The sequence below is a fragment of the Fervidicola ferrireducens genome (genome assembly GCF_001562425.1).
Lineage (GTDB): Bacteria > Bacillota > Thermosediminibacteria > Thermosediminibacterales > Thermosediminibacteraceae > Fervidicola > Fervidicola ferrireducens.
Genome location: NZ_LOED01000018.1, coordinates 26,811 through 49,533, shown reverse-complemented (window position 1 = coordinate 49,533; position 22,723 = coordinate 26,811). Strand labels below are relative to the sequence as shown.

Genomic DNA, 22,723 nt, shown 5'->3' with positions numbered 1-22,723 from the left:
TGTTGTTTCTTTCTACCACCCGCTCCATCAGGCCGCTATCGTTGTCCCCGCGAGGTGACTCTCCGCTTCGTGCCGGAGAAGAACTCGGCCCTCCCGCGGGCCCCTGTGGCTTCACCACTCCTTCCCGCGGGTAGGCCCCTTCCGGGGTTTTCTGCTGTCTTCGCTCTTCTCTCGAACTCATCGGTCTCACCTCTTACTTGATGTTCGGGCCTTCCCTCGAAGTTCATGACCTCCAAGGTACTATGCCCTCTGCTGACTCCTGCCGGTTCAGCCATGCCTTTCAGCATGGGTTACCAGTTTACCTGGCGTTTCCGACAGGCCTCCCCGGGTAAGAGCGTTAACTTTCACCCCGCGCCCGCCCCATATACTCTACCGCCCCTTGGCAGCCTTGGATTTCGCTGTGTCTAGCCAGCTCATCCGAGCGGTCTAGCCTCGTATGGGGTTCTTGTCCATCGGGCCGTGGCTTTGCCTCCGGCTTCCTTCGGATTCCACCTCACGGTGGACACCCTTGCCTTTGGCTAGCAGACTAGGGCTGCCTCGCCTGCAGTGGACTTTCACCACCGAGTTAACGCCCATGCCGGGCGCACTAAAATAAGGGGAGCGCAAAAAGACGCTCCCCTTTAAGTTCTCGACACAAAGCGATATTTCCCCGGAAATATCCTTATGAAATGCTGTCGAATCAAAACAAAGAAAGCTTCAGGGAAATCCACGATGAGGCCTTTCGATATTCTCCGAACGCTGCATTCCTTGACGATGAAAAATTCGGGTTTGAAGATAAAAGCACAATATCGTTGTGGTTTCAAAAAAAGAGCTGCTGATTATCTAAACAGCAGCTCCTTTTCTTTATCTATATATCCTGCGCCTTCTGCGCAATAATTCAAATATTAAAAGGGCAAGCACCAAGGACCTTAGCGGTCTTCGGCCAAACTGCTGGGTCTCTGCTTCAGCTGAATACCACGACGGGGACCACGAATATAAAACTTCATCGCACCAGCGCTCCACCATTTCCCGGGTGGGACACGGGCATCTCCATGGGTCATCGTACCTGTCGCATACCATCCGCACGTGATGCATTATCTCATGGCACAGCGGATCGTACATGGACATCATCTCGGCTTCGATCATGTCGTAGTTGCAGTGATCGTATTGATGGTCATCATGTTTGTGGTCGTGATACTCGTGATGGTCGTGATAATCGGGGCAACCGTTGTAGTCGGGGTAGTTCGGATACTCGCCCATCAAAATTGAACCTCCTTCCTTCGAGTCTACTATAATTATATTAACTATCATTTTATTAAGTTCCGCTGCAAAGAAGAAAAAACTCCCCGATTGTCGGGGAGCGCCCTCATATAGACCTTGAATTTCTGACTTCAACCTTTTTTCCTGGCTATCAGGAAGTATTCTCCCGAATGACCGCCGTGAGGCTGGTAATCGAAGCCCTGATTCCTCAACTCGTCCACTATCAGGTCGGCTTGGTGGGCATCGGCTGCTTCCATACGGATGACAACTTCTTCTCCGGGTTTTACGGACCTGAGCCTTCTTCTCAGGGAATTGATGTCGTAATCGTTGATTTCCTGCCCCAGGTTGATGTAAATTTCCGCCATTTTAATCCTCCCTACTCATACTTTATAAATAAGATGTCCTCATTCCTAATTATAAATCCTTTCTGCTTCCTGTATGTATTTTGTGACTTGCGGAAAATTCGTTAACTCTATTTTGATGAAGGCGAGAGTGCTGTTAGGAGCATTTGAGGGCCGTGCCTGAAATTTCATAAGCTGCGTAGCGTTATGAAAATTAAGGCCCCGGGGTAAAAAGTTTAACCCGGGGCCTTGTATTAATTTTCAAAATCGACTCTAAGCGAGTTTTCCCAGAGGCCGTGGATGTTGCAGTAGCTCAAGGCGATTAATGTGCCTGGCTTTTCCAAAATTACGCTGGTATGCACACAAGGTTCGCACTTTGCAGAACCTTTGTTGGGCCCTTCTATCGATTCGGCGTGGGCTTCGAACATGTAAGTTCCGAGGTGAATCGTGAATTTCTCGCCATCGGGCTGGAAGAATAGTTTTATCCACCTGATGTGGTGTTCGGGGGTGTTAGGGTGCGGGATTTCTTTTCCCACGCAAAGGTGGATGTTGATTGGCTCTCCCTTTTTAGCAGGTTCTTTTAACTCTATAACAGGGACATGCTTTTCTTTTTTCCAGTCATCCTTTTGAATATTAAGGCTCAAGGACTCCATTATATCCTCCCCTTTTGATGAAAATAATATTTATTACTAATAAAATTACTACAAAAAGACAGCAATTCCTTCTTGTTAAATAAATTTTTTTATTCACAAGCAGGTGTAATTTTAAAGTCGTAGAATTTATATAATGGAGGTAGAAAGGCGGGGTTTTAGATTAAGCGGAGCTCTGGTGGAAGATTTTGAAAGAGGGCTTTAAAGCCTTCTTTTCCCTTGTTTTATTGGTTACGCTGATTTTACCGCTTACGGCTTCGACTTCCCTTACGACCATCGTGGCTTCCTCGTAGCCGTATCTTTTTAGCAGTTCCTTTAATAACGGGAGTTCCCTTCTTATAATCGTTATGTTTATGGAAAACCGCTCGGCTCCGGCGTAACCGTAACCTTTATGGGTGGTTACCGAATAACCCATGTCCCTTAAGTTGTCGGCGATTTTTTTGGCCTTTTCTTTCTTTGCAAATACGGTGACTTCCACAACGCCTATACCCATGGTGTTTTCTATCAAATGGCCCAGCCAGACGCCGGTCACTCTGCCCAGGGAGAAAGCCAGCAGCAGAAAAATTTGTTTGTTCTGGGCTATCAGCTGAAAACCTAAGGCTGTTATTATGGCTTCAAGGAATACGATAAAATAAGCCGGTTTGAGTATCTTGCGGCTTATCATGATGGTTTTTAAAGTGTGAAGCGACGTGTACAACACGTTGAGTAAAAAAGCAAAAAAGCAGTCCCGAATCATCTTCATCCCCTCCTCGATCGGTGGTTTTTAGGAGGATCTGATGATGGGTTGACAGCACATTATTTTATTCAAAACCCAGCGTTTGTTCAATATTTAACGGATTAAAGTATGGAGATTTTTTGAAGGTTATTGCCGAATTTTTGCAAATTCCATTTGATTCCTTTGAAAATCAATAATATGAAGGGGGACTTTTTTGATGATCGCAAAAGAACAGATGGCAAAAGTTATAGACCATACTCTTTTAAAGCCCACGGCCACGTTTGATGATATCGACAGGCTCTGCGAAGAAGCAAAAAAATACGGGTTTTACTTAGTGTGCGTGAGCCCCTGTTATGTGAGCTACGCCACCCAAAAACTTTCAGGAAGCGATGTGAAAGTGGGAACAACCGTAGGATTTCCGCTCGGGGCAAGTTCTCCCGAAGTTAAGGCGTTCGAGGCCAAAAAAGCCGTTGAAGCCGGAGCTTCTGAGGTGGACATGGTTATAAATCTGGGATATTTAAAAAGCGGCGATTATTATGCGGTAAAAGAGGACATTGAAGGAGTTGTGCAGGCGGCAAAGGAGGCAAATCCTGAAACTATAGTTAAAGTTATCATTGAAACGTGTTATCTTACGGAAAATGAAAAAGTTACCGCGGTAAAGCTTTGCATGGATGCAAAAGCGGATTTTGTCAAGACTTCCACCGGTTTAGGTCCTGCAGGAGCCACGGTAGAAGACGTGCGGTTAATAGCGAAGTTGGTTGAGGGCAAAATGGGAGTAAAGGCTTCCGGAGGAATAAGGGACTTAAAAACCGCATTGCAGATGCTCGAAGCCGGCGCAACGAGAATAGGGACGAGTTCGGGCGTAGCCATTATGGAAGAATTCAAATAGTTATTGGGGAAGCACGGTGGAAGTTTTTTCAATCTGGGAAAGGACATCGTCGCACCTTGTTATGGTATCGAATACTTTGTTTATGGCTTGACTTTGTAGAAGAGCATTTTGCGCCCTTGCCAGAGCCGATATGGCCTGCTGCATCGCCTGAATTACCTGCATGTCCATGGCCACCTGCTGTTCGTGACACTGCTTTTCCATGTTATCCAATGTCTGCCTGAATTGTGGGGCGTTAGCCTGTATGTTGGAAAAACCCATTTTAACCAGTTGCTCCAGCTGCTGTGCACTATTTAGTATATTTTCTAGGCGCCGGGAGTCCATCATATTGGTGGATACTTGAGAAAGAGAACTTTTTATCTGCTGTTCTGTGGACATTTGCTGCTCTCTAACCGTGTCCGCTATGCTCTGGAGGTCCTGGAAAAACTGGTTCTGAGCGATGTCGGGTGTGCTTTTGTCTTCCAACATTTTTCCTCCTCCTAGAACTTATCTTTTTATTTTATTTTTTCCTTTTCACCTAAAATAATGCGCGTATTAGCGACAGGAAATGAGGAGACAATAAAAATGTGAAAAACTAGGAGGAGGTATTAAAATGTCGAAGACCGTCATAGGAGTTTTTGAAAGCCGGCAGCAAGCGGAAAAAGCCGTAAGTGAAATGAGAAATTCTGGATTTGATACGAACGAAATCTCTGTGGTGGCAAAAGGCCGCCAGCAGGGAAACGACAATGGCGAAACGATGAACATGGACACGGTGGCGGATGGGACCACTACGGGAGGAATTCTCGGCGGTTTGGCAGGACTTGCGGTGGGAGCCGGAGCTTTGGCAATACCGGGACTTGGGCCGATAGTGGCGGCCGGGCCGATTGCAGGGATGCTCTCAGGTGCTGCTACGGGCGGTATTGCCGGCGGCCTTTTAGACTGGGGCATTCCCGAGGAAAGAGGCCGTTATTACGAAGAGGAAGTTAAAAGGGGCAAGATTTTAGCGGCTGTTCGCACCCATGAGCAGAAGGTCCAAAAAGCGGCCGACATAATGAGGCAAAACGGAGCAAGGGACGTGGAAACCCACTAGAGGCCGGCGGGGGAAGGATTAACGTGAAATCTTCCCCCGCATTTTTTATTTTGTGGTATAATTAAAACTAGATGTTATATAATATTGAGCTGCGATTTCAAAAAAGTATTCAATAAATGTAAATTTGCAAAAAAGGTAAGATTGATGTTTTTGTCGAATATAATAAATAATAATCTGGTTTTTAGGATTTTATGGGCTTAGGGGGCTCAAATTATGCAGATGAATTATAGTCTTACCCTTTCGCAGACCCAAAAGCTTTTGATGACTCCGGAGTTGAGACAAGCGATAACGATACTGCAGCTATCCAGTCTGGAACTTTGCGACTATATAGAGCAGGAGCTTTTGAATAATCCGCTTTTGGACAAAGAGGAGGATGATTATCCGGCCTTTTCAGAAGACGGAATGAGGGTTGATGAAGGTAAGACGAACGAGGACACCATCGAGTGGGAAGAATACCTGCAGGACTATTTCGATTGGGATTTTCTAAGATTTCCTAGAGAGAGAAAAGAAGAGGAGACGAGCTTTGAAAATTTCGTCTCTGCTACCCAGACTTTACAGGAGCATCTTTTAATGCAGCTTCGCTTAGTAGCTGCCGATAAAAAAATCTTCAAAATAGGGGAATTCCTCATAGGAAATCTGGATAAAAATGGGTATCTTACCGTGAGTGTGCAGGAGGCCGCCAGGATTTTAAAAGTTCCGGCCGAGGAAGTGGAAAAAGCCCTAAAGGTTGTTCAAACCCTTGATCCCCCCGGTGTAGGGGCGAGGAACTTACAAGAGTGCCTCTTAATTCAAGTGGAACAAAAAGGAATTAAAGACCCTAAACTGAAGGAATTAATCGAACATCACTTGAAGGACCTGGCGGAAGCGAGATATACGAGGATAGCGGAAAAGTTAAACGTACCGTTGTCGAAGGTTCAAGAGTTGAAGGATATCGTGCTCAGTTTGGATCCGAAACCAGGGAGGAATTTTTCTTCGGTGAACGAAACCCACTATGTAGTTCCCGATGCGGTTATAGAAAAAGTCGGCGATGAGTATGTAGTGATAATGAACGATTCGGTGACTCCTAGGCTTTCAATTAACCCCTACTACAGGTCTTTACTTCTGTCGGAAGATAAGGAATCCGTAACTTCCAAATTTCTCACGAGAAAACTGGAAGCAGCCCTCTGGCTCATAAAAAGCCTGGAACAACGGCGGATGACGCTTTATAAAGTTATAAAGGCCATCGTGGAAGTGCAGCGCGAATTTTTAGACAAAGGCATATCGGGTTTAAAACCCCTCACTTTAAAACAGATAGCAGATGTTGTGGGGGTGCATGAATCTACCGTCAGCAGAGCGATAAGCGGCAAATATGTCCAAACACCTAGAGGGGTTTTTGAACTAAAATTTTTCTTCCAAAACGGCTTGGAAAATGAAAACGGGTCTTCGACGTGCGCTGAGACCATAAAGAAAATGCTAAAAGAGATGATTTCCAATGAAGACCCTTATAACCCCTTGAGCGATCAGATGATAGCCGATGACCTAAAAAAGAAAGGTATAAGGATTTCAAGGCGCACCGTGGCAAAATACAGGGAACAGCTTGGAATACCTTCTTCGGCAAAAAGAAAGAGATATTAGTTTTTGAAAGAAGGGATTGAATGGTTTTTGTAGAATTATATATAATGATTAATGTAATATTTTTTTTAAAACCTATGGGACAAAAAATGTAACACAGGGACCAAAAATATCCCGGGAGGTGACAGCTGGAAATAAATTAAATTAAAGTGAGGCAAAATATTAAAAAACGTAATCAAAGGAGGATTTTTTATGGGCGTTAAAGTCGGAATCAACGGGTTTGGAAGGATAGGCAGGAATTCTTTCAAAGCTGCACTAAAAAACCATCCGGACATAGAAATCGTGGCCATCAACGACCTTACCGACGCGGCCACTTTAGCTCACCTTTTGAAATACGACTCGGTTTTCGGCAGGTTTGAAGGCGAAGTTACTGCCAAGGAAGATGCGATAGTGGTAAACGGCAAGGAAATAAAGGTGTTTGCCGAAAAAGACCCCGCCAATATTCCGTGGAAGGACCTGGGCGTCGACATAGTTGTGGAGTCCACAGGTGTGTTTACGTCGAAGGATAAGGCGATAAAACACATCGAAGGCGGAGGGGCCAAAAAGGTCATAATATCCGCACCGGCCAAGGGCGAGGATATCACCATCGTCATGGGAGTAAACCACGAAAAGTATAATCCAAAAGAACATCATGTGATTTCCAACGCTTCCTGCACCACCAACTGCCTTGCGCCCGTAGCGAAGGTATTGATGGATAATTTCGGCATCAAAAAAGGACTCATGAATACCGTCCACTCCTACACCAACGACCAGAGAATTCTGGACCTGCCCCACAAGGATTTGAGAAGGGCGCGTGCTGCGGCTTTGAACATCATCCCCACGACAACCGGTGCTGCAAAGGCGGTAGCTCTGGTCATACCCGAACTTGCAGGTAAGCTCAACGGTTTTGCGTTGAGGGTGCCGACCCCCACGGTTTCCATAGTAGATTTCACTGCCGTGCTGGAAAAGAGCGTGACGGTTGAAGAAGTGAACCAGGCCTTAAAAGCAGCGGCTGAAGGTCCAATGAAGGGCATCCTTGGTTACACGGAGGAACCTTTGGTCTCTATGGACTTCAAAGGGTCAGAACTTTCCTCAATAGTGGACGGACTTTCCACCATGGTGATGGAAGGCGATTTGGTGAAGGTGGTAGCCTGGTACGACAACGAATGGGGATATTCCTGCCGTGTAATGGATTTAGTGAAATATATAGCGGAGAAAGGACTATAAAGCAAAATAGCCCTTTCGGGCTATTTTGCTTAAAAGAGGAGACGCACTTTGAATGGAAGAAATAGCAAGCCTTCTCAAAAAGATTGCTCCGGAGATGGCGCAGATAATCGAGCAAAGATTCGACATTCTAAAAAATATCTATTACAATCAGCCGATAGGTCGAAGAGCGCTGTCCGCGGTAATGTCCCTTTCCGAAAGACCCCTCAGGACGGAGGTAAAGCGCCTAGAGGAGCTGGGGCTGCTTGAAATCGAACCCAAAGGGATGAGGGTTTCCAGAGAAGGAGAAGCACTAATAAATCGTCTGGAGAATTTCGTGTACTTTCTGAAAGGATTGAACTTCATCGCCGATAGAATTAAGGAAAAATTTGGCTGCGAAGACGTGCTCATTACTCCCGGCGATTCGGATGTGGATGAGACCGTCAAGAGCCTTATGGGGAAAGAGGCTGCCTCTTACTTAAGATCTTTTTTGAAAAACGGCGATATCGTTGCTGTAACGGGAGGCACCACGATGGCTCAAGTGCCCAAAGGTATGCCCCGCCTTGAAGGGTACGAGGATGTGGTAGTGGTCGCTGCAAGGGGAGGCCTGGGCGAAAAGGTGGAAATTCAGGCCAACACCATCGCGGCGGAGCTGGCCGAGCGACTGGGGGCAAGATACAGGCTGCTTTATGTTCCTGACAACCTGGGGCCTGAGGCGATGGAGTCCATAACCAGCGAACCGCGGATAAAAGAAGTTTTATCTCTCATTAAAAGAGCTGACGTTGTAATTCACGGCATAGGAAGGGCCGAAGAAATGGCCCGCCGGCGGGGTCTTGATGAAAGTGTCATAAAGAAAATTTTAAAAAACGGTGCCGTGGCCGAGGCTTTCGGCTATTACTTCGATAGTGAAGGAAGGGTGGTATTCACCACCACCAGCGCGGGGCTCAGCGTTAACGACTTAAAAAACGTCCGAAAGGTGATATCCGTGGCCGGCGGGGCCAAAAAGGCACCTGCCATAAGGGCCTTTTTAAAATATCACTGTCCGACAGCTCTCATTACCGACGAGGGAGCTGCGAGAAAACTTATAGAGTTGGAAGGGGGAAGTACAGATGAATAAAAAGACCGTTGAAGATTTTGACGTCAACGGCAAAAGGGTTCTGGTGAGGGTGGACTTCAACGTTCCGATGGACGAAGAGGGCAACATCACCGACGATACCCGAATAAGAGCAACGCTGCCCACCATCCAGTACCTTATTAAAAATGGTGCGAAAGTTATACTGGCATCCCATCTGGGGAGGCCCAAGGGCAAGAAAAACCCCAAGTACAGCCTTGCACCCGTGGCGAGGAGACTTTCGGAGCTTTTGGGAAAGGATGTCGTTATGGCCGGGGATTGCATAGGGGAAGAGGTGGAAAAAGCCGCAGCTTCTATGAAACCCGGCGACGTTATGCTTCTTGAGAACGTCCGTTTTTATGCGGAAGAAGAGGCCAACGACAGGGGATTTGCTGAAAAACTTGCAAGGCTTGCCGATATTTACATAAACGACGCTTTCGGCACAGCCCACAGGGCTCACGCCTCCACTGCGGGGGTGGCTGAATTTTTGCCCGCAGGCGCAGGATTTTTAATGAAAAAGGAAATAGAAATTATGGGAAAAGCGCTTGAAGCCCCCGAAAGACCATTTGTAGCAATTTTGGGCGGAGCAAAGGTTAGCGACAAGATAGGCGTGATAAAAAATCTTTTAAACAAAGTGGATTACCTATTGATAGGCGGGGGGATGGCCTTTACTTTCCTGAAAGGGTTGGGATATAATATCGGCAGGTCCCTCCTTGAGGAGGACAAGGTGGAACTTGCGAAAGACCTTCTGAAAGAAGCTGAAGAAAAAGGAGTAAAAGTTCTGCTGCCGGATGACGTGGTGGTAGCCCCCGAAGTGAAAGAAGGAGTTGAATACAGGACGGTCCCTGTAAGCCAAATACCCGATGATATGATAGGCGTCGATATCGGAGAGGTAACCTGCGATAAATTTACAAAAGTCATAAAAGAAGCCAAGACCGTGGTGTGGAACGGTCCGATGGGTGTTTTCGAAATAAAGGATTTCGCGAAAGGCACCCTTGCCGTGGCAAAAGCTATGGCGGAATCCGGAGCTGTAACTATCGTCGGCGGCGGAGATTCGGCGGCTGCGGTAGAGCAGCTGGGCTTTGCCGATGCTATGACTCACATATCGACAGGCGGCGGAGCTTCGCTGGAGTTTCTGGAAGGAAAAGAATTGCCTGGCGTTGCGGTATTAAACGATAAACGATAGGGGTGAAGGGCATGTCGAGGACGCCGCTTTTTGCAGGCAACTGGAAAATGCATAAAAATGTGAAGGAAACGTTGGAGTTTCTGGACGATTTTCTACCCCTTGCAAAGGATATCTCCTCAGAAATAGCTATCTTCCCTCCTTTTACCAGCCTTTACGCAGCAGCAGAGAAAATAAAAGGAAGTGGTATAAAATTGGGAGCGCAAAACATGCACTGGGAGGACAGGGGCGCTTTCACCGGTGAAATTTCTCCTCCCATGCTGAAGGAAATACCCTGCGATTACGTAATAATAGGCCATTCTGAGCGCCGCCAGTATTTTGCCGAGACCGACGATACCGTAAACAAGAAGGTAAAATCGGCTATAAAGCACGGAATCACTCCCGTCATCTGCGTGGGAGAGAGCCTCGAGCAAAGGGAAAAGGGAATGACGCTTTCCGTCGTGTTGGCCCAAGTAGAAAAGGCCCTTTCCGGAGTGCAAATCGGCTGTGGAAACGACCTGATTTTTGCCTACGAGCCCATCTGGGCCATAGGCACGGGGAAGGTAGCCCTGCCTTCCGATGCTCAGGAGGTCATAGGGGCTATAAGGGAAAAGCTCTGCAAACTTTACGGCAACGTTGCACAGGATATCCGCATACTTTACGGCGGAAGTGTAAAACCGGACAATATTAAGGACCTAATGGCTCAGCCCGATATAGATGGAGCTCTAGTGGGCGGTGCGAGCCTGGATGCGAAGGCTTTTTACCAAATAGCTACATACAATCGAGGTTAGGAGTTGAACGAAGTGGCGAAAAAACCTCTAGTGCTCATGATTTTGGACGGTTGGGGTATTAACGAAAAAGTACAGGGAAATGCTATTTTAAACGCCCGCACCCCGAATTTCGACCGCCTTTTGAGGCATTTTCCCAACACTATATTGGAGTCTAGCGGGCTGGCAGTGGGACTGCCGGAAGGGCAGATGGGCAACTCGGAAGTGGGGCATTTAAACCTCGGAGCGGGGCGCATAGTGTATCAGGAGTTTACTCGAATAAGCGAGGACATAAAAAGCGGCAGATTCTTCGAAAACGAAAAACTCGTAAATGCCGTAAGGCGGGCCCGCGAAGCCGGCAAGGCCTTACACCTGATGGGGCTTTTGTCCGACGGTGGGGTCCACAGCCACATAGACCATTTGATCGCCCTTTTGGAGCTTTGCCGCAAGGAGGACATGAAGAGGGTCTACATCCACGCATTCCTCGACGGGAGGGACGTTCCGCCTGCTAATGCGGCCATTTACATCGAAAGACTCGAAGGTGAAATGTCGAGAATTGGTATTGGCAAAATAGCCACCATCGCCGGAAGGTTTTACGCCATGGACAGAGACCGCCGCTGGGAAAGGACTGAGAAAGCATACAATGCCATGGTTTTGGGAGAAGGCCTTAAAGCTGAAAGCGCGAGGGAAGCCCTGGAGGAAGCGTATAAAAGGGGCGAGACCGACGAATTTGTAATACCCACGGTTATCGTCGACGAAAGCGGTAAACCCGTCGCGACGGTAGAAGAAGGGGATTCCGTAATATTTTTCAACTTCAGGCCAGATAGGGCGCGACAGCTGACGTACGCTTTTTGCGAGGAAGACTTTCAGGGTTTCGCAAGAAAAAGGGGATTTTTCTTTGTCCATTTCGTATGCATGACCCAGTACGATGCAAAGGTTAAAAATGCCCATGTTGCTTATGAACCCTTATCGATGAAAAACATTTTTGCCGAAGTCATATCCAGAGAAGGTTTAAGGCAGCTTCGCATAGCGGAGACCGAAAAGTACGCCCATGTAACGTTCTTTTTCAACGGCGGAATAGAAAGGCCATTTCCCGGCGAGGAACGGATACTGATACCTTCTCCTAAAGTTCCCACCTACGACTTAAAGCCGGAAATGAGCGCATATGAAGTGACGGATGCGGTCATAAATAAGATAAACGAGGACATATACGACGTAATCATAATGAACTACGCGAATCCCGACATGGTAGGTCACACGGGCGTTTACGAAGCCGCGGTTAAAGCTATAGAGGCGGTGGACCAGTGTATGGGACGGGTGGTGGACGCCGTTATCAGAAAGAACGGCACGGTCATAATTACCGCGGACCACGGCAACGCGGAAAAAATGGTGGACTACGAGACGGGCGAAGCGCATACGGCTCATACCAGCGACCCGGTGCCTTTCATCCTGGTGAGCGACAGGAACTACAGGCTCCGTCCGGGGATACTGGCTGATGTGGCGCCGACCATGCTGGAACTTTTAGGAATAGCAAAACCCGTAGAAATGACTGGACGCTCTCTAATAGAAAAATTATAAAACGAAGAGGTGATTTTAATGTCTATAATTGCCAATGTTTTTGCCAGGGAAATTTTGGACTCCCGGGGAAATCCAACCGTTGAAGTCGAAGTTATCCTTGAAGACGGCACGTTCGGAAGGGCTGCTGTACCTTCGGGAGCTTCCACGGGGCAGTTTGAGGCTGTGGAGCTCAGAGACAACGATCCAAAAAGGTTCAAGGGCAAAGGCGTTTTGAAAGCCGTTGAGAACGTAAACGAAATAATAGGGCCGGAACTTGAGGGAATGGATGCCCTCGACCAGGTGGCGATAGACAAATTGTTAATCGAACTTGACGGTACCAAAAACAAAGGCCGGCTTGGCGCCAACGCCATACTGGGAGTTTCCTTGGCCGCGGCAAAGGCCGCTGCCAATTACCTGGGCATCCCCCTTTATAGATATATAGGAGGGTCTAATGCCAAGGTTCTTCCCATACCTATGATGAACATACTAAACGGCGGGAAACATGCGGACAACAATGTGGACCTCCAAGAATTCATGATAATGCCGGTGGGAGCTGAAAACTTTTCCCATGCGCTGAGGATGGGAGCAGAAACATTTCACAGCCTGAAAAAGGTATTGAGCGAGAAAGGGCTTAATACGGCGGTTGGAGATGAGGGGGGCTTTGCTCCGAATTTGGACTCCAACGAGGATGCAATAAAGTACATTCTGGAAGCTGTTGAGAAAGCGGGTTATGTACCTGGAAAAGACATATTTATTGCCCTTGATGCCGCAGCCACGGAATTTTACGAGGATGGCAGGTACCGCTTGAAGGGAGAAGGTTTAGAACTTGATTCGGCGGGGATGGTTGAGTACTACGTAAAACTTGTCGAAAAATACCCGATTATATCGATTGAGGATGGTATGGCCGAGGAAGACTGGAACGGTTGGAAGCTCCTGACCGATGCCTTGGGTAAAAAGGTACAGCTGGTGGGAGACGACCTTTTCGTCACCAATACAGAGCGCCTGTCAAAGGGAATAAAACTTGGAGTTGCCAACTCCATTTTGATTAAACTCAACCAGATAGGGACCCTCACCGAAACTCTGGATGCCATAAAAATGGCAGAAAGAGCCGGGTATACGGCCATAGTTTCCCATCGCTCCGGTGAAACTGAGGATACCACCATCGCCGATCTGGTGGTTGGAGTGAACGCCGGCATGATAAAGACTGGCGCTCCGTCGCGCACCGACAGAGTCGTGAAATACAACCAGCTCTTGCGCATCGAAGAAGAGCTGGATACTGCCGCGCAATATCCGGGCATAGCAGCCTTTTACAACATAGAAAGAAAATAATTTTAGGCTCCCCTGAAAAACGGGGAGCTTTTTATCAACTCCCTCGTTGCATAAACGGTGTTTTGTGAGGTAGAATAAATGTGAAGGAGGTCGAAAAAAATGGAAATAAACCTCGAAAAAATTGACTTACTCAGGGAAAGGACGGGGTGCAGTTACCGCAAAGCGAAAGAAGCTTTGGAAGCGGCGGATGGCGACGTGATAAAGGCATTGATAATTCTGGAGGAAGAGGAAAAAGACTTTTTAAAGCTTGGCAATCTGGGTACGAAGGGAAACAAGCTTCTCGAAAAAATAAAGGAGCTGATACGAAAAGGGAATGTAACCCGGCTGAGAATAAAGCATGGTGACATGGTGCTCCTTGAGATTCCCGTCACCGTCGGTGCCATAGGTGCCATTTTGGCTCCTTATCTTGCTGCCATAGGGGTGATAGCGGCATTGGTGACCCGCTGTACCATTCAGATAGAGAAAGAAAACGGTGAAAAAGAGGAAATCGTCTTCGACAACAAATCTACCGACAAAGAATCGTGATTGAGGTTCTCCGAGCCCTTTCTTCAAAAGAAGGGTCTTCTTTTATTTGCTTTTTGTAAAACGGCCGATAATATTGAGTTTTTGGATATGTTGTGATAAAATTACATTCGTTAATTGATTAAAGGGGGTGCAATGGGTGCAGGCTTTTCGCATAGTTTTTTCAGTGGTCTACGTTCTTATTTGCATAGGACTCATAGCTACGGTCCTTTTGCAATCAGGAAAGAGCGCCGGTCTTTCCGGTACCATTTCAGGAGGAGCGGAGGTCTTTTTCGGAAAGAAAAAGGGTATTGACGATAAATTGGCAAAGTTTACAGAAATTTTAGCGGTGGCCTTCTTGGGATTATCCATCTTAATGATGGTAGTTTTAAAATAACAAACTTTCTGGAGGGAGACTGATGGAAAATTTAATAGTACTTGCGCCTCTCTCGGGATTGCTCGCGCTTTTATTCGCATACTTGCTTGCCATGAGGATCATCAAGAGTCCTGCCGGAAACGAAAGAATGCGCGAAATATCCGATGCAATCCATGAAGGCGCCATGGCCTTTTTATTTAGAGAATACAGGACTTTGGTGTTTTTTGTAGTTGTCATGTTCCTTATCATAGGCTTTTTTATAAACTGGCAGACGGCCGTAAGCTACATAACAGGTTCGGTGGCATCGGTTCTCGCGGGATTTATAGGCATGAACGTAGCTACCAGGGCCAACGTGAGAACCGCAAATGCCGCGCGAGAGGGAATGAATAAGGCCCTTTCCATAGCGTTCTCAGGCGGCGCGGTTATGGGAATGTCGGTCGTTGGGCTCGGATTATTGGGACTCGGGATACTTTACTTTGTTTTCGGAGACCCGTCGAATGTGAAGAGCTTCGACGTAATAAACGGCTTTGCCTTAGGGGCGAGTTCTATTGCCCTATTTGCCAGGGTCGGAGGAGGAATTTACACCAAAGCCGCAGACGTCGGGGCAGACCTGGTAGGAAAGGTTGAGGCCGGCATTCCGGAAGATGACCCGAGAAATCCCGCAGTAATAGCGGACAACGTCGGTGACAACGTGGGCGATGTGGCAGGTATGGGAGCCGACCTTTTCGAGTCATACGTAGGTTCAATAGTATCCGGTATGGCAATCGGTGCCGTGGCCGTTAGCACCGTTACGGGACAACCTTACGGCATAAAGGGCATAATTTTCCCGATGCTGGTGGCGGCGGCGGGTATAATAAGCTCCATAATCGGCACATTGTTCGTAAGGACCGGGGAGGGAGCCGATCCGCAGAAAGCATTGAGAAACGGCACCTTCGCCAGCGGCGTTCTTGTGATTGTGGCAACTTTATTGCTCAGCATTTACTTCTTGAACGAGTTAAACGCTTTTTATGCAGTTGCTTCGGGTATACTAGTGGGCATCATCATAGGTATGCTCACCGAGTACTATACTTCCTCGAGCTATAACCCGGTGAAGGAAATAGCGAAGGCATCGCAGACTGGCCCGGCCACGAACATAATAACGGGACTGGCTGTGGGGATGAAAAGTACCGGCCTGCCCGTGTTATTTATAGCTCTGGCGGTTATAATATCCTATAAATTTGCCGGGCTTTACGGCATAGCCCTGGCGGCCATAGGTATGCTGTCAACCACGGGAATGACCGTGGCGGTGGACGCTTACGGGCCCATAGCCGATAACGCCGGCGGTATTGCCGAAATGGCCGAGCTCGACCCGTCGGTCAGGAAGATAACCGACAAATTGGATGCAGTCGGTAACACGACGGCGGCTATGGGAAAGGGGTTTGCTATCGGTTCGGCGGCACTGACGGCGCTGGCTCTATTTTCAGCGTACACCACAGCTGCAGGGTTGGAAGAGGGAATAAACCTCCTTCGGGCCGATGTAATAGTTGGCCTTTTCATCGGCGGCATGCTGCCCTATCTGTTTTCGGCTATGGCCATGGAAGCGGTAGGTAAAGCGGCCTATCAGATGATAGAAGAGGTACGCCGGCAGTTCAGGGAAATCCCGGGTATAATGGAAGAAAAGGCCAAACCCGACTACGCAAGGTGTGTGGACATAAGCACGCAGGCGGCCCTCAGGGAAATGATAATTCCGGGTCTCATGGCTGTTGCCGCACCTTTGGCGGTAGGATTCCTCTTCGGCAAGGAGGCCCTTGGAGGGCTCCTCGCGGGTGCGCTGGTTACCGGCGTTATGATTGCGATTCAGATGGCCAACTCCGGCGGTGCCTGGGACAACGCCAAAAAGTATATCGAAGAAGGCAATTACGGCGGAAAGGGCACACCCACCCACGCAGCAGCCGTAGTGGGAGACACGGTGGGAGATCCGTTCAAAGATACCGCTGGACCTTCTCTGAACATATTGATAAAACTTATGACCATCGTAGCTCTAGTGTTCGCACCGCTTTTCATGAGATAATACTGAAAAAGACTCCTGTGGGGATTTTCCTCGCAGGAGTCTTTATGGTATGCGCTCAATTGAAGAAGCAGACATTAGAAAGGAGTCGTGTCAATGGAGAAGAAACTGGTCTACCTTTTTATAGCACTAGGGGGAGCCGCAGGAGCGCTATTCAGGTATTTTATGTCAGTATGGCTGAATGATAAAATTACTACCGTGTTTCCGATTGGGACCCTCGTTGTAAATTTACTGGGTTCATTTTTGGTGGGATTAATATATTCAATTTCAATGAATTTTATTGTACCAGTAGCGATATTTCGATCTTTGATAATGGTAGGTTTTTTAGGTGCTTTTACTACTTTTTCAACATTTTCGCTGGAAACACTTCTGTTGATACACGAAGGCAGTTTCGCTATGGCTTTTTTAAATATGCTGGCGAATATACTGGGAGGTCTGATTGCGGTCTTTCTGGGAATCAGTGTGACAAATTTGATTAATGTGCTGAGAGGGTTGGTGTGAGATGGATTTAACGGGGCCCGCCATGCGCGTTAGGATCTATATAGGTGAAAATGATAAATATAATGGCATGCCTCTCTATCATGCTATAGTGCTTAAAGCTAGGGAATTGGGAATGGCCGGGGTTACTGTAGTAAGAGGCATAGAGGGATTCGGTGCCAATAGTCGTATTCATACAGCCCGTATTCTTGTGCTTTCCAGCGATCTTCCGATTGTAATCGATATAGTCGACAGGGCAGACAGGATAGAAAAACTCATTCCATTTCTAAATGAAACCGTAAAAGAAGGACTAGTAACCATTGAGAATGTGGAAGTGCTCAAATACGTGAATAACAAGGAAATATAGTGACCTAAGTTCTATCTTTATGATGCGAACTATAAAGATCGTTTTGCTGTACTACGATGTTGCAATAAATGTGAAAAAAATATATAATATATATCGCATAAGTGAAAAGGTGATGGAGCTCACCGAAACTGCCTTTCAGGCTAATAGCTCCTACAATATCACCGGATATTGTAGGAGCTTTTATATTTTCAGAGAGGTGAGAGACGAGTGCTTAATTTCGAAAGAACAAAAGAACAGTTGATTCAATGCTTAGAAGAGGTAAAAAAGATAGCAAATGATAAAGAAAAATCAATGATTGAGGCTATAGACTATGAACTAGATAAACTTCTAAAAAACCGGTTCAACCTGGCGGTTGTGGGCCAGTTCAAACGCGGGAAATCGACATTTATTAATGCCGTGCTGGGAGAAAAAATAGTTCCGACCGCAGTAGTGCCACTTACTTCCATAGTCACTGTTATCAAATACGGTCCGAGGTTGAAAGTGACGGTGTACTTTTTGGACGGTTCCAAGGAAGAAATAACTGTTAAAGAACTGGACAAGTACGCCACCGAAAGGGGCAATCCGGGTAATGAAAAAAATGTAAAGGAGATAGTCATAGAGTATCCATCCGAGTTTCTTAAAAAAGGCGTAACGCTGATAGATACACCGGGCGTCGGGTCTGTCTACCGGCATAACACTGACGTAACTTACGAGTTTCTTCCGAAACTCGATGCGGCCATATTCCTTTTTACTATCGATTCTCCTGTCGCCCAAAATGAATACGAATTTCTCAAAGACGTTCGGGATCATGCGGTCAAGATATTTTTTGTGCTGAACAAGATAGATTACGCCGAAGAGGAAGATGTGAAGGAGGCCCTTGATTTTGCCGCCGGGGTTTTGAAGGAGAAGCTGGGATACGAAGAAATCAAAATTTTCCCCGTTTCTGCCAAGATGGCCCTGGAAGCCCGGGAGACGTACGATGAGGAAAAATTAAGGCTCACCGGATTGCCTGAGTTTTTATCAAAACTGGATGAATTCATAACCAGCGACAAAGGCAGGGCCCTCTTGCTTTCCCGCTGTAACGGTGCTCTGAGGTTCATATCAAGGTTGAGGTTTGATATTGAACTGGAGGCCGGTGCCATCAGGACGCCAGTAGAAGAGCTGGAAAAAAATATAGATGTCCTAAAAAAGAAAATGAAAGAGATCGAAGAAGAGAAAAAGGATGTGCTGCTTGTTTTTGACGGGGAAAGCAGGGAGCTGCTTGCCCAATTCAACGCTGAGTATGAAAAATTCAAGAATTCCTAATACAGGAAGCTGGAAGCTGCCCTGGAGGAGTATTTCAAAAGCAACGCCGCTTTGATTCATGGAAGGAAGGGGAACTTAAGCGCCTGGCCGAGGCGTCGGCAAGAATAACGGGAAGGCTTGGGGAAAAGGTGGAAAAGATTATTTTGGAACTTCAGCAATTGACGGCCAACATGTTTCATATAAAGTTTGAGAGCTTTACGAGAATAGAGAATTTTAAAGAAGCTGGATATTTTTACTATAATATGGAACCGGAAAAGAATTATCTTTTGCCTACGCCGTTATCGATCGCTCCGTTTCTCCCCGGTTTTATTGCCCGAAAAATGGCCCTTAACAATTTGAAAAACTGGCTGGAACAGCAATTTGATAGGCAGTGCGGCCGGGTGAGGTACGACATCGCCCAAAGAATGGAAAAAACCTTCAAGGAGTATTATAATTATCTTGAAGGTAAAATTGCAGAAACCGCCGGCGTTATAATGGAATCGGTAAGAGAGGCTGTGGAGCTTAAAAAGTCCGGAGAAGACCGCATAAAGGGCAGGTTAGAAAAACTGGGAGCCCTTTTACAAAGACTGAATGAAATTGAAGGTAATATAAGGGAATTGAAAAACCATCTGGAAAGGGTTGCGTAAAGTGGACGCGATTGAGTTTTCCCGCAGGATATTTACTGTCGTGGATAACATTGGAAAAGTAGTTGTAGGCAAAACTCAGGTTATCGAATTGTTGCTAACGGCGCTCCTGGCCGGCGGTCATGTGCTGCTGGAGGATGTGCCGGGAGTGGGCAAAACTCTGATGGCCAAAGCTCTGGCCAGGTCATTGAACCTGGAATTCAGAAGGATTCAGTTTACGCCCGACCTTTTGCCGGCGGATGTGCTGGGTGTAAATATCTACAGTCAGAAGACCGGAGAGTTTGTGTTCAACCCCGGGCCAATAATGACCAATATTCTCCTCGCCGACGAAATAAACAGGGCCACCCCCAGGACCCAGTCCAGCCTTCTCGAAGCTATGGAGGAAAGGCAGTTTACCGTAGACGGGGTCACCAGGCGGCTGAAAGAGCCTTTTCTGGTGCTTGCGACTCAAAATCCCGTGGAAATGGAAGGCACCTTTCCCCTGCCCGAAGCCCAGCTGGACAGGTTTTTGATGAGGTTAAGACTGGGTTATCCAGAGTTGGAGGAAGAAAGGTCCATACTTCATCGTTTTGGAGCGGGAAATCCTTTAGAAGAAATAAAACCCGTTTTAAATGCCGAAGATATACTCGCGATGCGGGAGCAGGCAAAAGGCGTCAACGTAGATGAAAGCGTAGAGTACTATATGCTAACCGTTATTAGGGAGACGAGAAACCATCCTGCGGTAAAACTGGGAGCCAGCCCCAGGGCTTCACTGCTGCTTTATAAATGTGCTAAGGCCTTTGCGGCCATAAAAGGTAGAGATTACGTGATACCCGATGATATTAAACATCTGGCCGTGCCGGTGCTGAGCCACAGGTTGCTCCTCAGCTATGAGAGCCTGCTTAGAGATTACAAGCCCGAGGATGTAATAACCGACATTCTCGAGAAAACGGCGGTTCCTGTTGAATAAATACCGGAGATGAAAAAAACTATGCACGTATTGGTGTTTGTTGCAGCCGTGGCCGCGGTTCTCGGGATATCGTATTTGTGGAGTATATTGAGTGTTAAAGGGCTAGAATTCAGTCACCGCTTTGAAAAAGATCGGGTGTTTTTCGGCGATACTGTAAATTATATACAGGAGATAACAAATGCCAAAATCCTTCCGCTTCCCTGGATAAGAGTAGATACCGAGGTGCCGGCGGTGGTTGAATTTTTAAAGGGGAATCTCGTCCCTCACCACAGGGCTGATAAGAAAATCTTAAGCGGTTTATATTCACTATTATGGTACCAGAAAATAAGAAGAAAATACCCAGTTTATTGTAAAAGCCGCGGGATTTTCACCTTTGGGCCCGGGATTTTGAGTACAGGAGACGTATTCGGCTTCTTTGAAAAAGAAAAGCCCATCGATTCCACCGCCGCTCTTATAGTGTATCCTCGGCTGGTCGATGTTATTGTGACGGAAGGCAAACCGGACATAACCCTTTCGGGTGTCATCGGCCGCAAAACGCTTTTAACGGATCCTTTTTGCTTTACCGACACAAGAGACTATGTTCCGGGAGATTTGCTGAAAGATGTGGACTGGAAATCCACAGCCAAACTTGACAGGCTCAGGGTAAAGGTTTACGACTCCAGCTTTACAAAACGGATTTCCATCCTGCTTGATGTAAACACATTCGAAATTGCCTGGGAAGGAATCGATCCTGAGCTGTCGGAATTCCTTGTAATACTGGCGGCGTCAATTGCAAAGAAAGCCTTGGAACAGGGCTTTGAAGTGATGCTTGCCAGCAACGGAAGGATGGTTTCCCCCGATAAGGATACCGATTTAATAACATTGATACCTTACGGTTCGGGTTCGATGCACCTGAGGAATATCCTGGAATGCCTTGCCCGCCTTTCGAATTACAGCATATTTAAAATTGAAGAAATATTGCCAAGAACTCTGGGGATGTTAAAAAGAGACAGCAAAGTTATATACATAACCGGCATCTGGGGTAAAAACACCGAAAAGGTCGTTAAATTGCTGCAGAAAATGGGGATGGATGTGGTTTTAATTCTTGCGGGAAAAAAGAATGCTAAACTAAAAGGGCCCGAAGGTGTCCTCACGTATCACGCTCTCGGGGAGGAAGCATGGCGTGAGATTTCCCTCATTCGATTGGTATAGATTGTTGAAAATAATACTTTTTTACATCATAAACAGTATATTCGCTCTCATTATACTTTCGGTATTCGAACGGTACGCGCCCGGCATGATTTTTCCGGTCTTTGAAGTCTTATCGTGGCTTTTTGCCGGGATTATTTTTAATGCGGCTTACAACAGGTTTGAAAGATTTAGAAAACCGCTTTTTATTGCAGTTTTGGTCTTAATAACGGTCTTGAAAATCGGCTCCGGCTATTATGGGCTTGTTGCTGCTTTTTTTTGCTTTATTCTGGGAGCGGGGCAGGGCTTATGGGTGATGCGTCATTACGAGCTGATGTCAAGGCTAAAGCAGTATTCACTTTTAATCTTGTTTAGCCTTCTTTTTTATAAGGGGAAAGCCGGTGAACTGCTTTTACTGCTTACGGGTTATATTTCAATTTCGCTTGTTGTGCTATCTGTCTATTACATGGAGACCGTTTCTCCTGGTATTTCCAGGGAAAGATGGTTGCTGACGGCTCTTATTGTTTCAATTACTACATTCTTTTTTACCCTCCTCTTTGCGGAATTCGTCAGCCCTGAATATGTTTCAGCTTTATTAGGTTTTTTAACAGAAACGTATTTCGCTCTGATAGAAATTGTGATGAAGATACTAACTCCCGTTCTGTTGCCGGTGGTTTACGCCCTGGATTTTATTATTTCGGCCCTCTCAAAACGCACAAAAACACAGTATTTCCCTGCGGGAACGGGAGAACCGGGAGGAAGTATTTCAAATTATGAATATCAAGAATACATCACGCCGGAAGGCATGGAAATTTTTTTAAAAATAACGGGTCTTATACTCATTATACTGGCATTTGCAGTACTTATACTGATAGTGCTTAAAAAGTACACTTCTTGGGATAAAAAAGACTTTGAAGGGGATGAGAAAGAACCGGTATTAAAACCCGGAGCCATTAAAAAAAGTCTTTTTCATCTGATGTCGAAAGCAGGTACGGTATTAAATTCTTTTGCAAAAATTACTTACGGAGATTCACCTTCCGGGAAAATAAGAAGAATTTATGCTAAAATTTTAAAAGAAGCAGCAAAAAGGGGTTATTACAGAAATTCCTCAGAGACGCCCATGGAATTCATGCCACAGCTTAAAAAGGCTTTTGAAGATGCTGGAGAACTGGTGGAGAAAATTACCTATATTTACCAGAAGGCAAGGTATTTTCCCGGTTCGGTTTCTATTCATGATGTGGAAGAGATGAAGAAGTCAGTAAAGTTATTGCTTTCTAAATAAATTCATCAAAAAGTATATTCAGGAGGTTTTC

Annotated in this window: 26 protein-coding genes, 1 pseudogene and 1 riboswitch; of the genes and pseudogenes, 20 read left to right on the top strand and 7 right to left on the bottom strand. The window is 46.5% G+C overall.

The features are described from left to right. Positions 1-181, bottom strand: a pseudogene (locus AN618_RS12695) (group II intron reverse transcriptase/maturase); the annotation flags it as partial. Positions 182-426: 245 nt separating this feature from the next. Continuing rightward, positions 427-576 carry a hypothetical protein gene (locus AN618_RS13110; RefSeq protein WP_157081671.1) on the bottom strand — a complete coding sequence of 50 codons (150 nt, stop codon included), beginning with the start codon at positions 574-576 and terminating at the stop codon, positions 427-429. A gap of 92 nt (positions 577-668) precedes the next feature. On the opposite strand from AN618_RS13110, the gene AN618_RS13105 reads away from it, so the two are divergent. Continuing rightward, on the top strand, positions 669-818 hold the full coding sequence (locus AN618_RS13105; protein WP_157081670.1) for a hypothetical protein: 150 nt from the start codon (positions 669-671) through the stop codon (positions 816-818). A 25-nt stretch (positions 819-843) separates the two neighbouring features. On the opposite strand, the gene AN618_RS07690 is transcribed toward AN618_RS13105, so the two are convergent. The 4 genes from AN618_RS07690 to AN618_RS07675 all read right to left on the bottom strand — a co-directional run bounded on the left by AN618_RS07690 (position 844) and on the right by AN618_RS07675 (position 2,966). Next, a complete protein-coding gene (locus AN618_RS07690) occupies positions 844-1,290 on the bottom strand; it encodes a hypothetical protein (RefSeq protein WP_157081669.1) in 447 nt (148 codons plus the stop codon). An 80-nt stretch (positions 1,291-1,370) separates the two neighbouring features. Beyond that, complete coding sequence (locus tag AN618_RS07685) at positions 1,371-1,604, bottom strand: hypothetical protein (RefSeq protein WP_066353657.1); 234 nt, start codon at positions 1,602-1,604, stop codon at positions 1,371-1,373. Between the two features lie 230 nt (positions 1,605-1,834). Beyond that, a complete protein-coding gene (locus tag AN618_RS07680; RefSeq protein WP_066353656.1) occupies positions 1,835-2,233 on the bottom strand; it encodes a class II SORL domain-containing protein in 399 nt (132 codons plus the stop codon). Positions 2,234-2,393: 160 nt separating this feature from the next. Beyond that, complete coding sequence (locus AN618_RS07675) at positions 2,394-2,966, bottom strand: DUF5698 domain-containing protein (protein ID WP_066353652.1); 573 nt, start codon at positions 2,964-2,966, stop codon at positions 2,394-2,396. A gap of 196 nt (positions 2,967-3,162) precedes the next feature. Here AN618_RS07675 and deoC point away from each other — a divergent pair, with 196 nt between their 5' ends. Next, entirely contained in the window at positions 3,163-3,834 is a 672-nt protein-coding gene (gene deoC, locus AN618_RS07670; RefSeq protein ID WP_066353651.1) for a deoxyribose-phosphate aldolase, read from the top strand. On the opposite strand, the gene AN618_RS07665 is transcribed toward deoC, so the two are convergent. Next, the gene (locus tag AN618_RS07665; protein ID WP_066353650.1) at positions 3,835-4,299 is read right to left on the bottom strand and encodes an exonuclease SbcC; all 465 of its coding nucleotides are present in this window, start codon (positions 4,297-4,299) and stop codon (positions 3,835-3,837) included. A 124-nt stretch (positions 4,300-4,423) separates the two neighbouring features. Between AN618_RS07665 and AN618_RS07660 the strand changes: the two genes are divergently transcribed. From AN618_RS07660 to AN618_RS07575, 18 genes are all read left to right on the top strand, one after another. Beyond that, complete coding sequence (locus AN618_RS07660; protein WP_066353649.1) at positions 4,424-4,900, top strand: general stress protein; 477 nt, start codon at positions 4,424-4,426, stop codon at positions 4,898-4,900. Positions 4,901-5,113: 213 nt separating this feature from the next. Beyond that, on the top strand, positions 5,114-6,514 hold the full coding sequence (gene rpoN / locus AN618_RS07655; RefSeq protein ID WP_066353648.1) for an RNA polymerase factor sigma-54: 1,401 nt from the start codon (positions 5,114-5,116) through the stop codon (positions 6,512-6,514). A 189-nt stretch (positions 6,515-6,703) separates the two neighbouring features. Further along, the gene (gene gap / locus AN618_RS07650; RefSeq protein WP_066353647.1) at positions 6,704-7,717 is read left to right on the top strand and encodes a type I glyceraldehyde-3-phosphate dehydrogenase; all 1,014 of its coding nucleotides are present in this window, start codon (positions 6,704-6,706) and stop codon (positions 7,715-7,717) included. 52 nt (positions 7,718-7,769) lie between these two features. Next, entirely contained in the window at positions 7,770-8,810 is a 1,041-nt protein-coding gene (locus tag AN618_RS07645) for a sugar-binding transcriptional regulator (RefSeq protein ID WP_066353643.1), read from the top strand. After that, complete coding sequence (locus tag AN618_RS07640) at positions 8,803-9,990, top strand: phosphoglycerate kinase (protein WP_066353640.1); 1,188 nt, start codon at positions 8,803-8,805, stop codon at positions 9,988-9,990. The genes AN618_RS07645 and AN618_RS07640 overlap by 8 nt, the downstream gene beginning before the upstream one ends. 11 nt (positions 9,991-10,001) lie before the next feature. Further along, positions 10,002-10,757 carry a triose-phosphate isomerase gene (gene tpiA / locus AN618_RS07635; protein WP_066353638.1) on the top strand — a complete coding sequence of 252 codons (756 nt, stop codon included), beginning with the start codon at positions 10,002-10,004 and terminating at the stop codon, positions 10,755-10,757. 12 nt (positions 10,758-10,769) lie between these two features. Continuing rightward, positions 10,770-12,311 carry a 2,3-bisphosphoglycerate-independent phosphoglycerate mutase gene (gene gpmI, locus AN618_RS07630; protein WP_066353665.1) on the top strand — a complete coding sequence of 514 codons (1,542 nt, stop codon included), beginning with the start codon at positions 10,770-10,772 and terminating at the stop codon, positions 12,309-12,311. Positions 12,312-12,329: 18 nt separating this feature from the next. Beyond that, positions 12,330-13,619, top strand: a complete 1,290-nt coding sequence (gene eno / locus AN618_RS07625) for a phosphopyruvate hydratase (protein ID WP_066353636.1) — start codon at positions 12,330-12,332, stop codon at positions 13,617-13,619. A 99-nt stretch (positions 13,620-13,718) separates the two neighbouring features. Next, on the top strand, positions 13,719-14,144 hold the full coding sequence (locus AN618_RS07620) for a DUF4342 domain-containing protein (protein ID WP_066353635.1): 426 nt from the start codon (positions 13,719-13,721) through the stop codon (positions 14,142-14,144). 136 nt (positions 14,145-14,280) lie between these two features. Then, the gene (gene secG / locus AN618_RS07615; RefSeq protein ID WP_066353633.1) at positions 14,281-14,517 is read left to right on the top strand and encodes a preprotein translocase subunit SecG; all 237 of its coding nucleotides are present in this window, start codon (positions 14,281-14,283) and stop codon (positions 14,515-14,517) included. A gap of 22 nt (positions 14,518-14,539) precedes the next feature. Next, a complete protein-coding gene (locus AN618_RS07610) occupies positions 14,540-16,546 on the top strand; it encodes a sodium-translocating pyrophosphatase (protein WP_066353632.1) in 2,007 nt (668 codons plus the stop codon). A gap of 93 nt (positions 16,547-16,639) precedes the next feature. Continuing rightward, positions 16,640-17,044, top strand: a complete 405-nt coding sequence (crcB, locus tag AN618_RS07605; protein ID WP_066353628.1) for a fluoride efflux transporter CrcB — start codon at positions 16,640-16,642, stop codon at positions 17,042-17,044. A 22-nt stretch (positions 17,045-17,066) separates the two neighbouring features. Next, positions 17,067-17,387: a DUF190 domain-containing protein gene (locus AN618_RS07600; RefSeq protein WP_222926407.1), complete on the top strand. Its 321-nt coding sequence runs from the start codon at positions 17,067-17,069 to the stop codon at positions 17,385-17,387. 99 nt (positions 17,388-17,486) lie between these two features. Further along, positions 17,487-17,547: riboswitch (Fluoride riboswitch) on the top strand. 47 nt (positions 17,548-17,594) lie between these two features. Continuing rightward, positions 17,595-18,671, top strand: coding sequence for a dynamin family protein (locus AN618_RS07595; RefSeq protein WP_066353625.1), 1,077 nt, complete (start codon positions 17,595-17,597; stop codon positions 18,669-18,671). Positions 18,672-18,799: 128 nt separating this feature from the next. Further along, entirely contained in the window at positions 18,800-19,297 is a 498-nt protein-coding gene (locus AN618_RS07590) for a hypothetical protein (protein WP_066353624.1), read from the top strand. 10 nt (positions 19,298-19,307) lie between these two features. Further along, on the top strand, positions 19,308-20,243 hold the full coding sequence (locus AN618_RS07585) for an AAA family ATPase (RefSeq protein ID WP_066353664.1): 936 nt from the start codon (positions 19,308-19,310) through the stop codon (positions 20,241-20,243). A gap of 9 nt (positions 20,244-20,252) precedes the next feature. Further along, positions 20,253-21,434 (top strand): DUF58 domain-containing protein, encoded by a 1,182-nt coding sequence (locus AN618_RS07580; protein ID WP_083515119.1) that lies wholly within the window; start codon positions 20,253-20,255, stop codon positions 21,432-21,434. Beyond that, positions 21,406-22,692: a DUF4129 domain-containing protein gene (locus AN618_RS07575; RefSeq protein ID WP_066353620.1), complete on the top strand. Its 1,287-nt coding sequence runs from the start codon at positions 21,406-21,408 to the stop codon at positions 22,690-22,692. Before AN618_RS07580 ends, AN618_RS07575 begins: the two co-directional genes overlap by 29 nt. The last annotated feature ends 31 nt before the right edge of the window (positions 22,693-22,723 follow it).

Excerpts from the sequence above, each read along its gene's own strand:
- AN618_RS13110 (WP_157081671.1), bottom strand. The coding sequence starts at position 576 with ATGGGCGTTAACTCGGTGGTGAAAGTCCACTGCAGGCGAGGCAGCCCT.
- AN618_RS13105 (WP_157081670.1), top strand. The coding sequence starts at position 669 with ATGCTGTCGAATCAAAACAAAGAAAGCTTCAGGGAAATCCACGATGAG.
- AN618_RS07690 (WP_157081669.1), bottom strand. The coding sequence starts at position 1,290 with ATGATAGTTAATATAATTATAGTAGACTCGAAGGAAGGAGGTTCAATT.
- AN618_RS07685 (WP_066353657.1), bottom strand. The coding sequence starts at position 1,604 with ATGGCGGAAATTTACATCAACCTGGGGCAGGAAATCAACGATTACGAC.
- AN618_RS07680 (WP_066353656.1), bottom strand. The coding sequence starts at position 2,233 with ATGGAGTCCTTGAGCCTTAATATTCAAAAGGATGACTGGAAAAAAGAA.
- AN618_RS07675 (WP_066353652.1), bottom strand. The coding sequence starts at position 2,966 with ATGATTCGGGACTGCTTTTTTGCTTTTTTACTCAACGTGTTGTACACG.
- deoC (WP_066353651.1), top strand. The coding sequence starts at position 3,163 with ATGATCGCAAAAGAACAGATGGCAAAAGTTATAGACCATACTCTTTTA.
- AN618_RS07665 (WP_066353650.1), bottom strand. The coding sequence starts at position 4,299 with ATGTTGGAAGACAAAAGCACACCCGACATCGCTCAGAACCAGTTTTTC.
- AN618_RS07660 (WP_066353649.1), top strand. The coding sequence starts at position 4,424 with ATGTCGAAGACCGTCATAGGAGTTTTTGAAAGCCGGCAGCAAGCGGAA.
- rpoN (WP_066353648.1), top strand. The coding sequence starts at position 5,114 with ATGCAGATGAATTATAGTCTTACCCTTTCGCAGACCCAAAAGCTTTTG.
- gap (WP_066353647.1), top strand. The coding sequence starts at position 6,704 with ATGGGCGTTAAAGTCGGAATCAACGGGTTTGGAAGGATAGGCAGGAAT.
- AN618_RS07645 (WP_066353643.1), top strand. The coding sequence starts at position 7,770 with ATGGAAGAAATAGCAAGCCTTCTCAAAAAGATTGCTCCGGAGATGGCG.
- AN618_RS07640 (WP_066353640.1), top strand. The coding sequence starts at position 8,803 with ATGAATAAAAAGACCGTTGAAGATTTTGACGTCAACGGCAAAAGGGTT.
- tpiA (WP_066353638.1), top strand. The coding sequence starts at position 10,002 with ATGTCGAGGACGCCGCTTTTTGCAGGCAACTGGAAAATGCATAAAAAT.
- eno (WP_066353636.1), top strand. The coding sequence starts at position 12,330 with ATGTCTATAATTGCCAATGTTTTTGCCAGGGAAATTTTGGACTCCCGG.
- AN618_RS07620 (WP_066353635.1), top strand. The coding sequence starts at position 13,719 with ATGGAAATAAACCTCGAAAAAATTGACTTACTCAGGGAAAGGACGGGG.
- AN618_RS07610 (WP_066353632.1), top strand. The coding sequence starts at position 14,540 with ATGGAAAATTTAATAGTACTTGCGCCTCTCTCGGGATTGCTCGCGCTT.
- crcB (WP_066353628.1), top strand. The coding sequence starts at position 16,640 with ATGGAGAAGAAACTGGTCTACCTTTTTATAGCACTAGGGGGAGCCGCA.
- AN618_RS07600 (WP_222926407.1), top strand. The coding sequence starts at position 17,067 with ATGCGCGTTAGGATCTATATAGGTGAAAATGATAAATATAATGGCATG.
- AN618_RS07580 (WP_083515119.1), top strand. The coding sequence starts at position 20,253 with ATGAAAAAAACTATGCACGTATTGGTGTTTGTTGCAGCCGTGGCCGCG.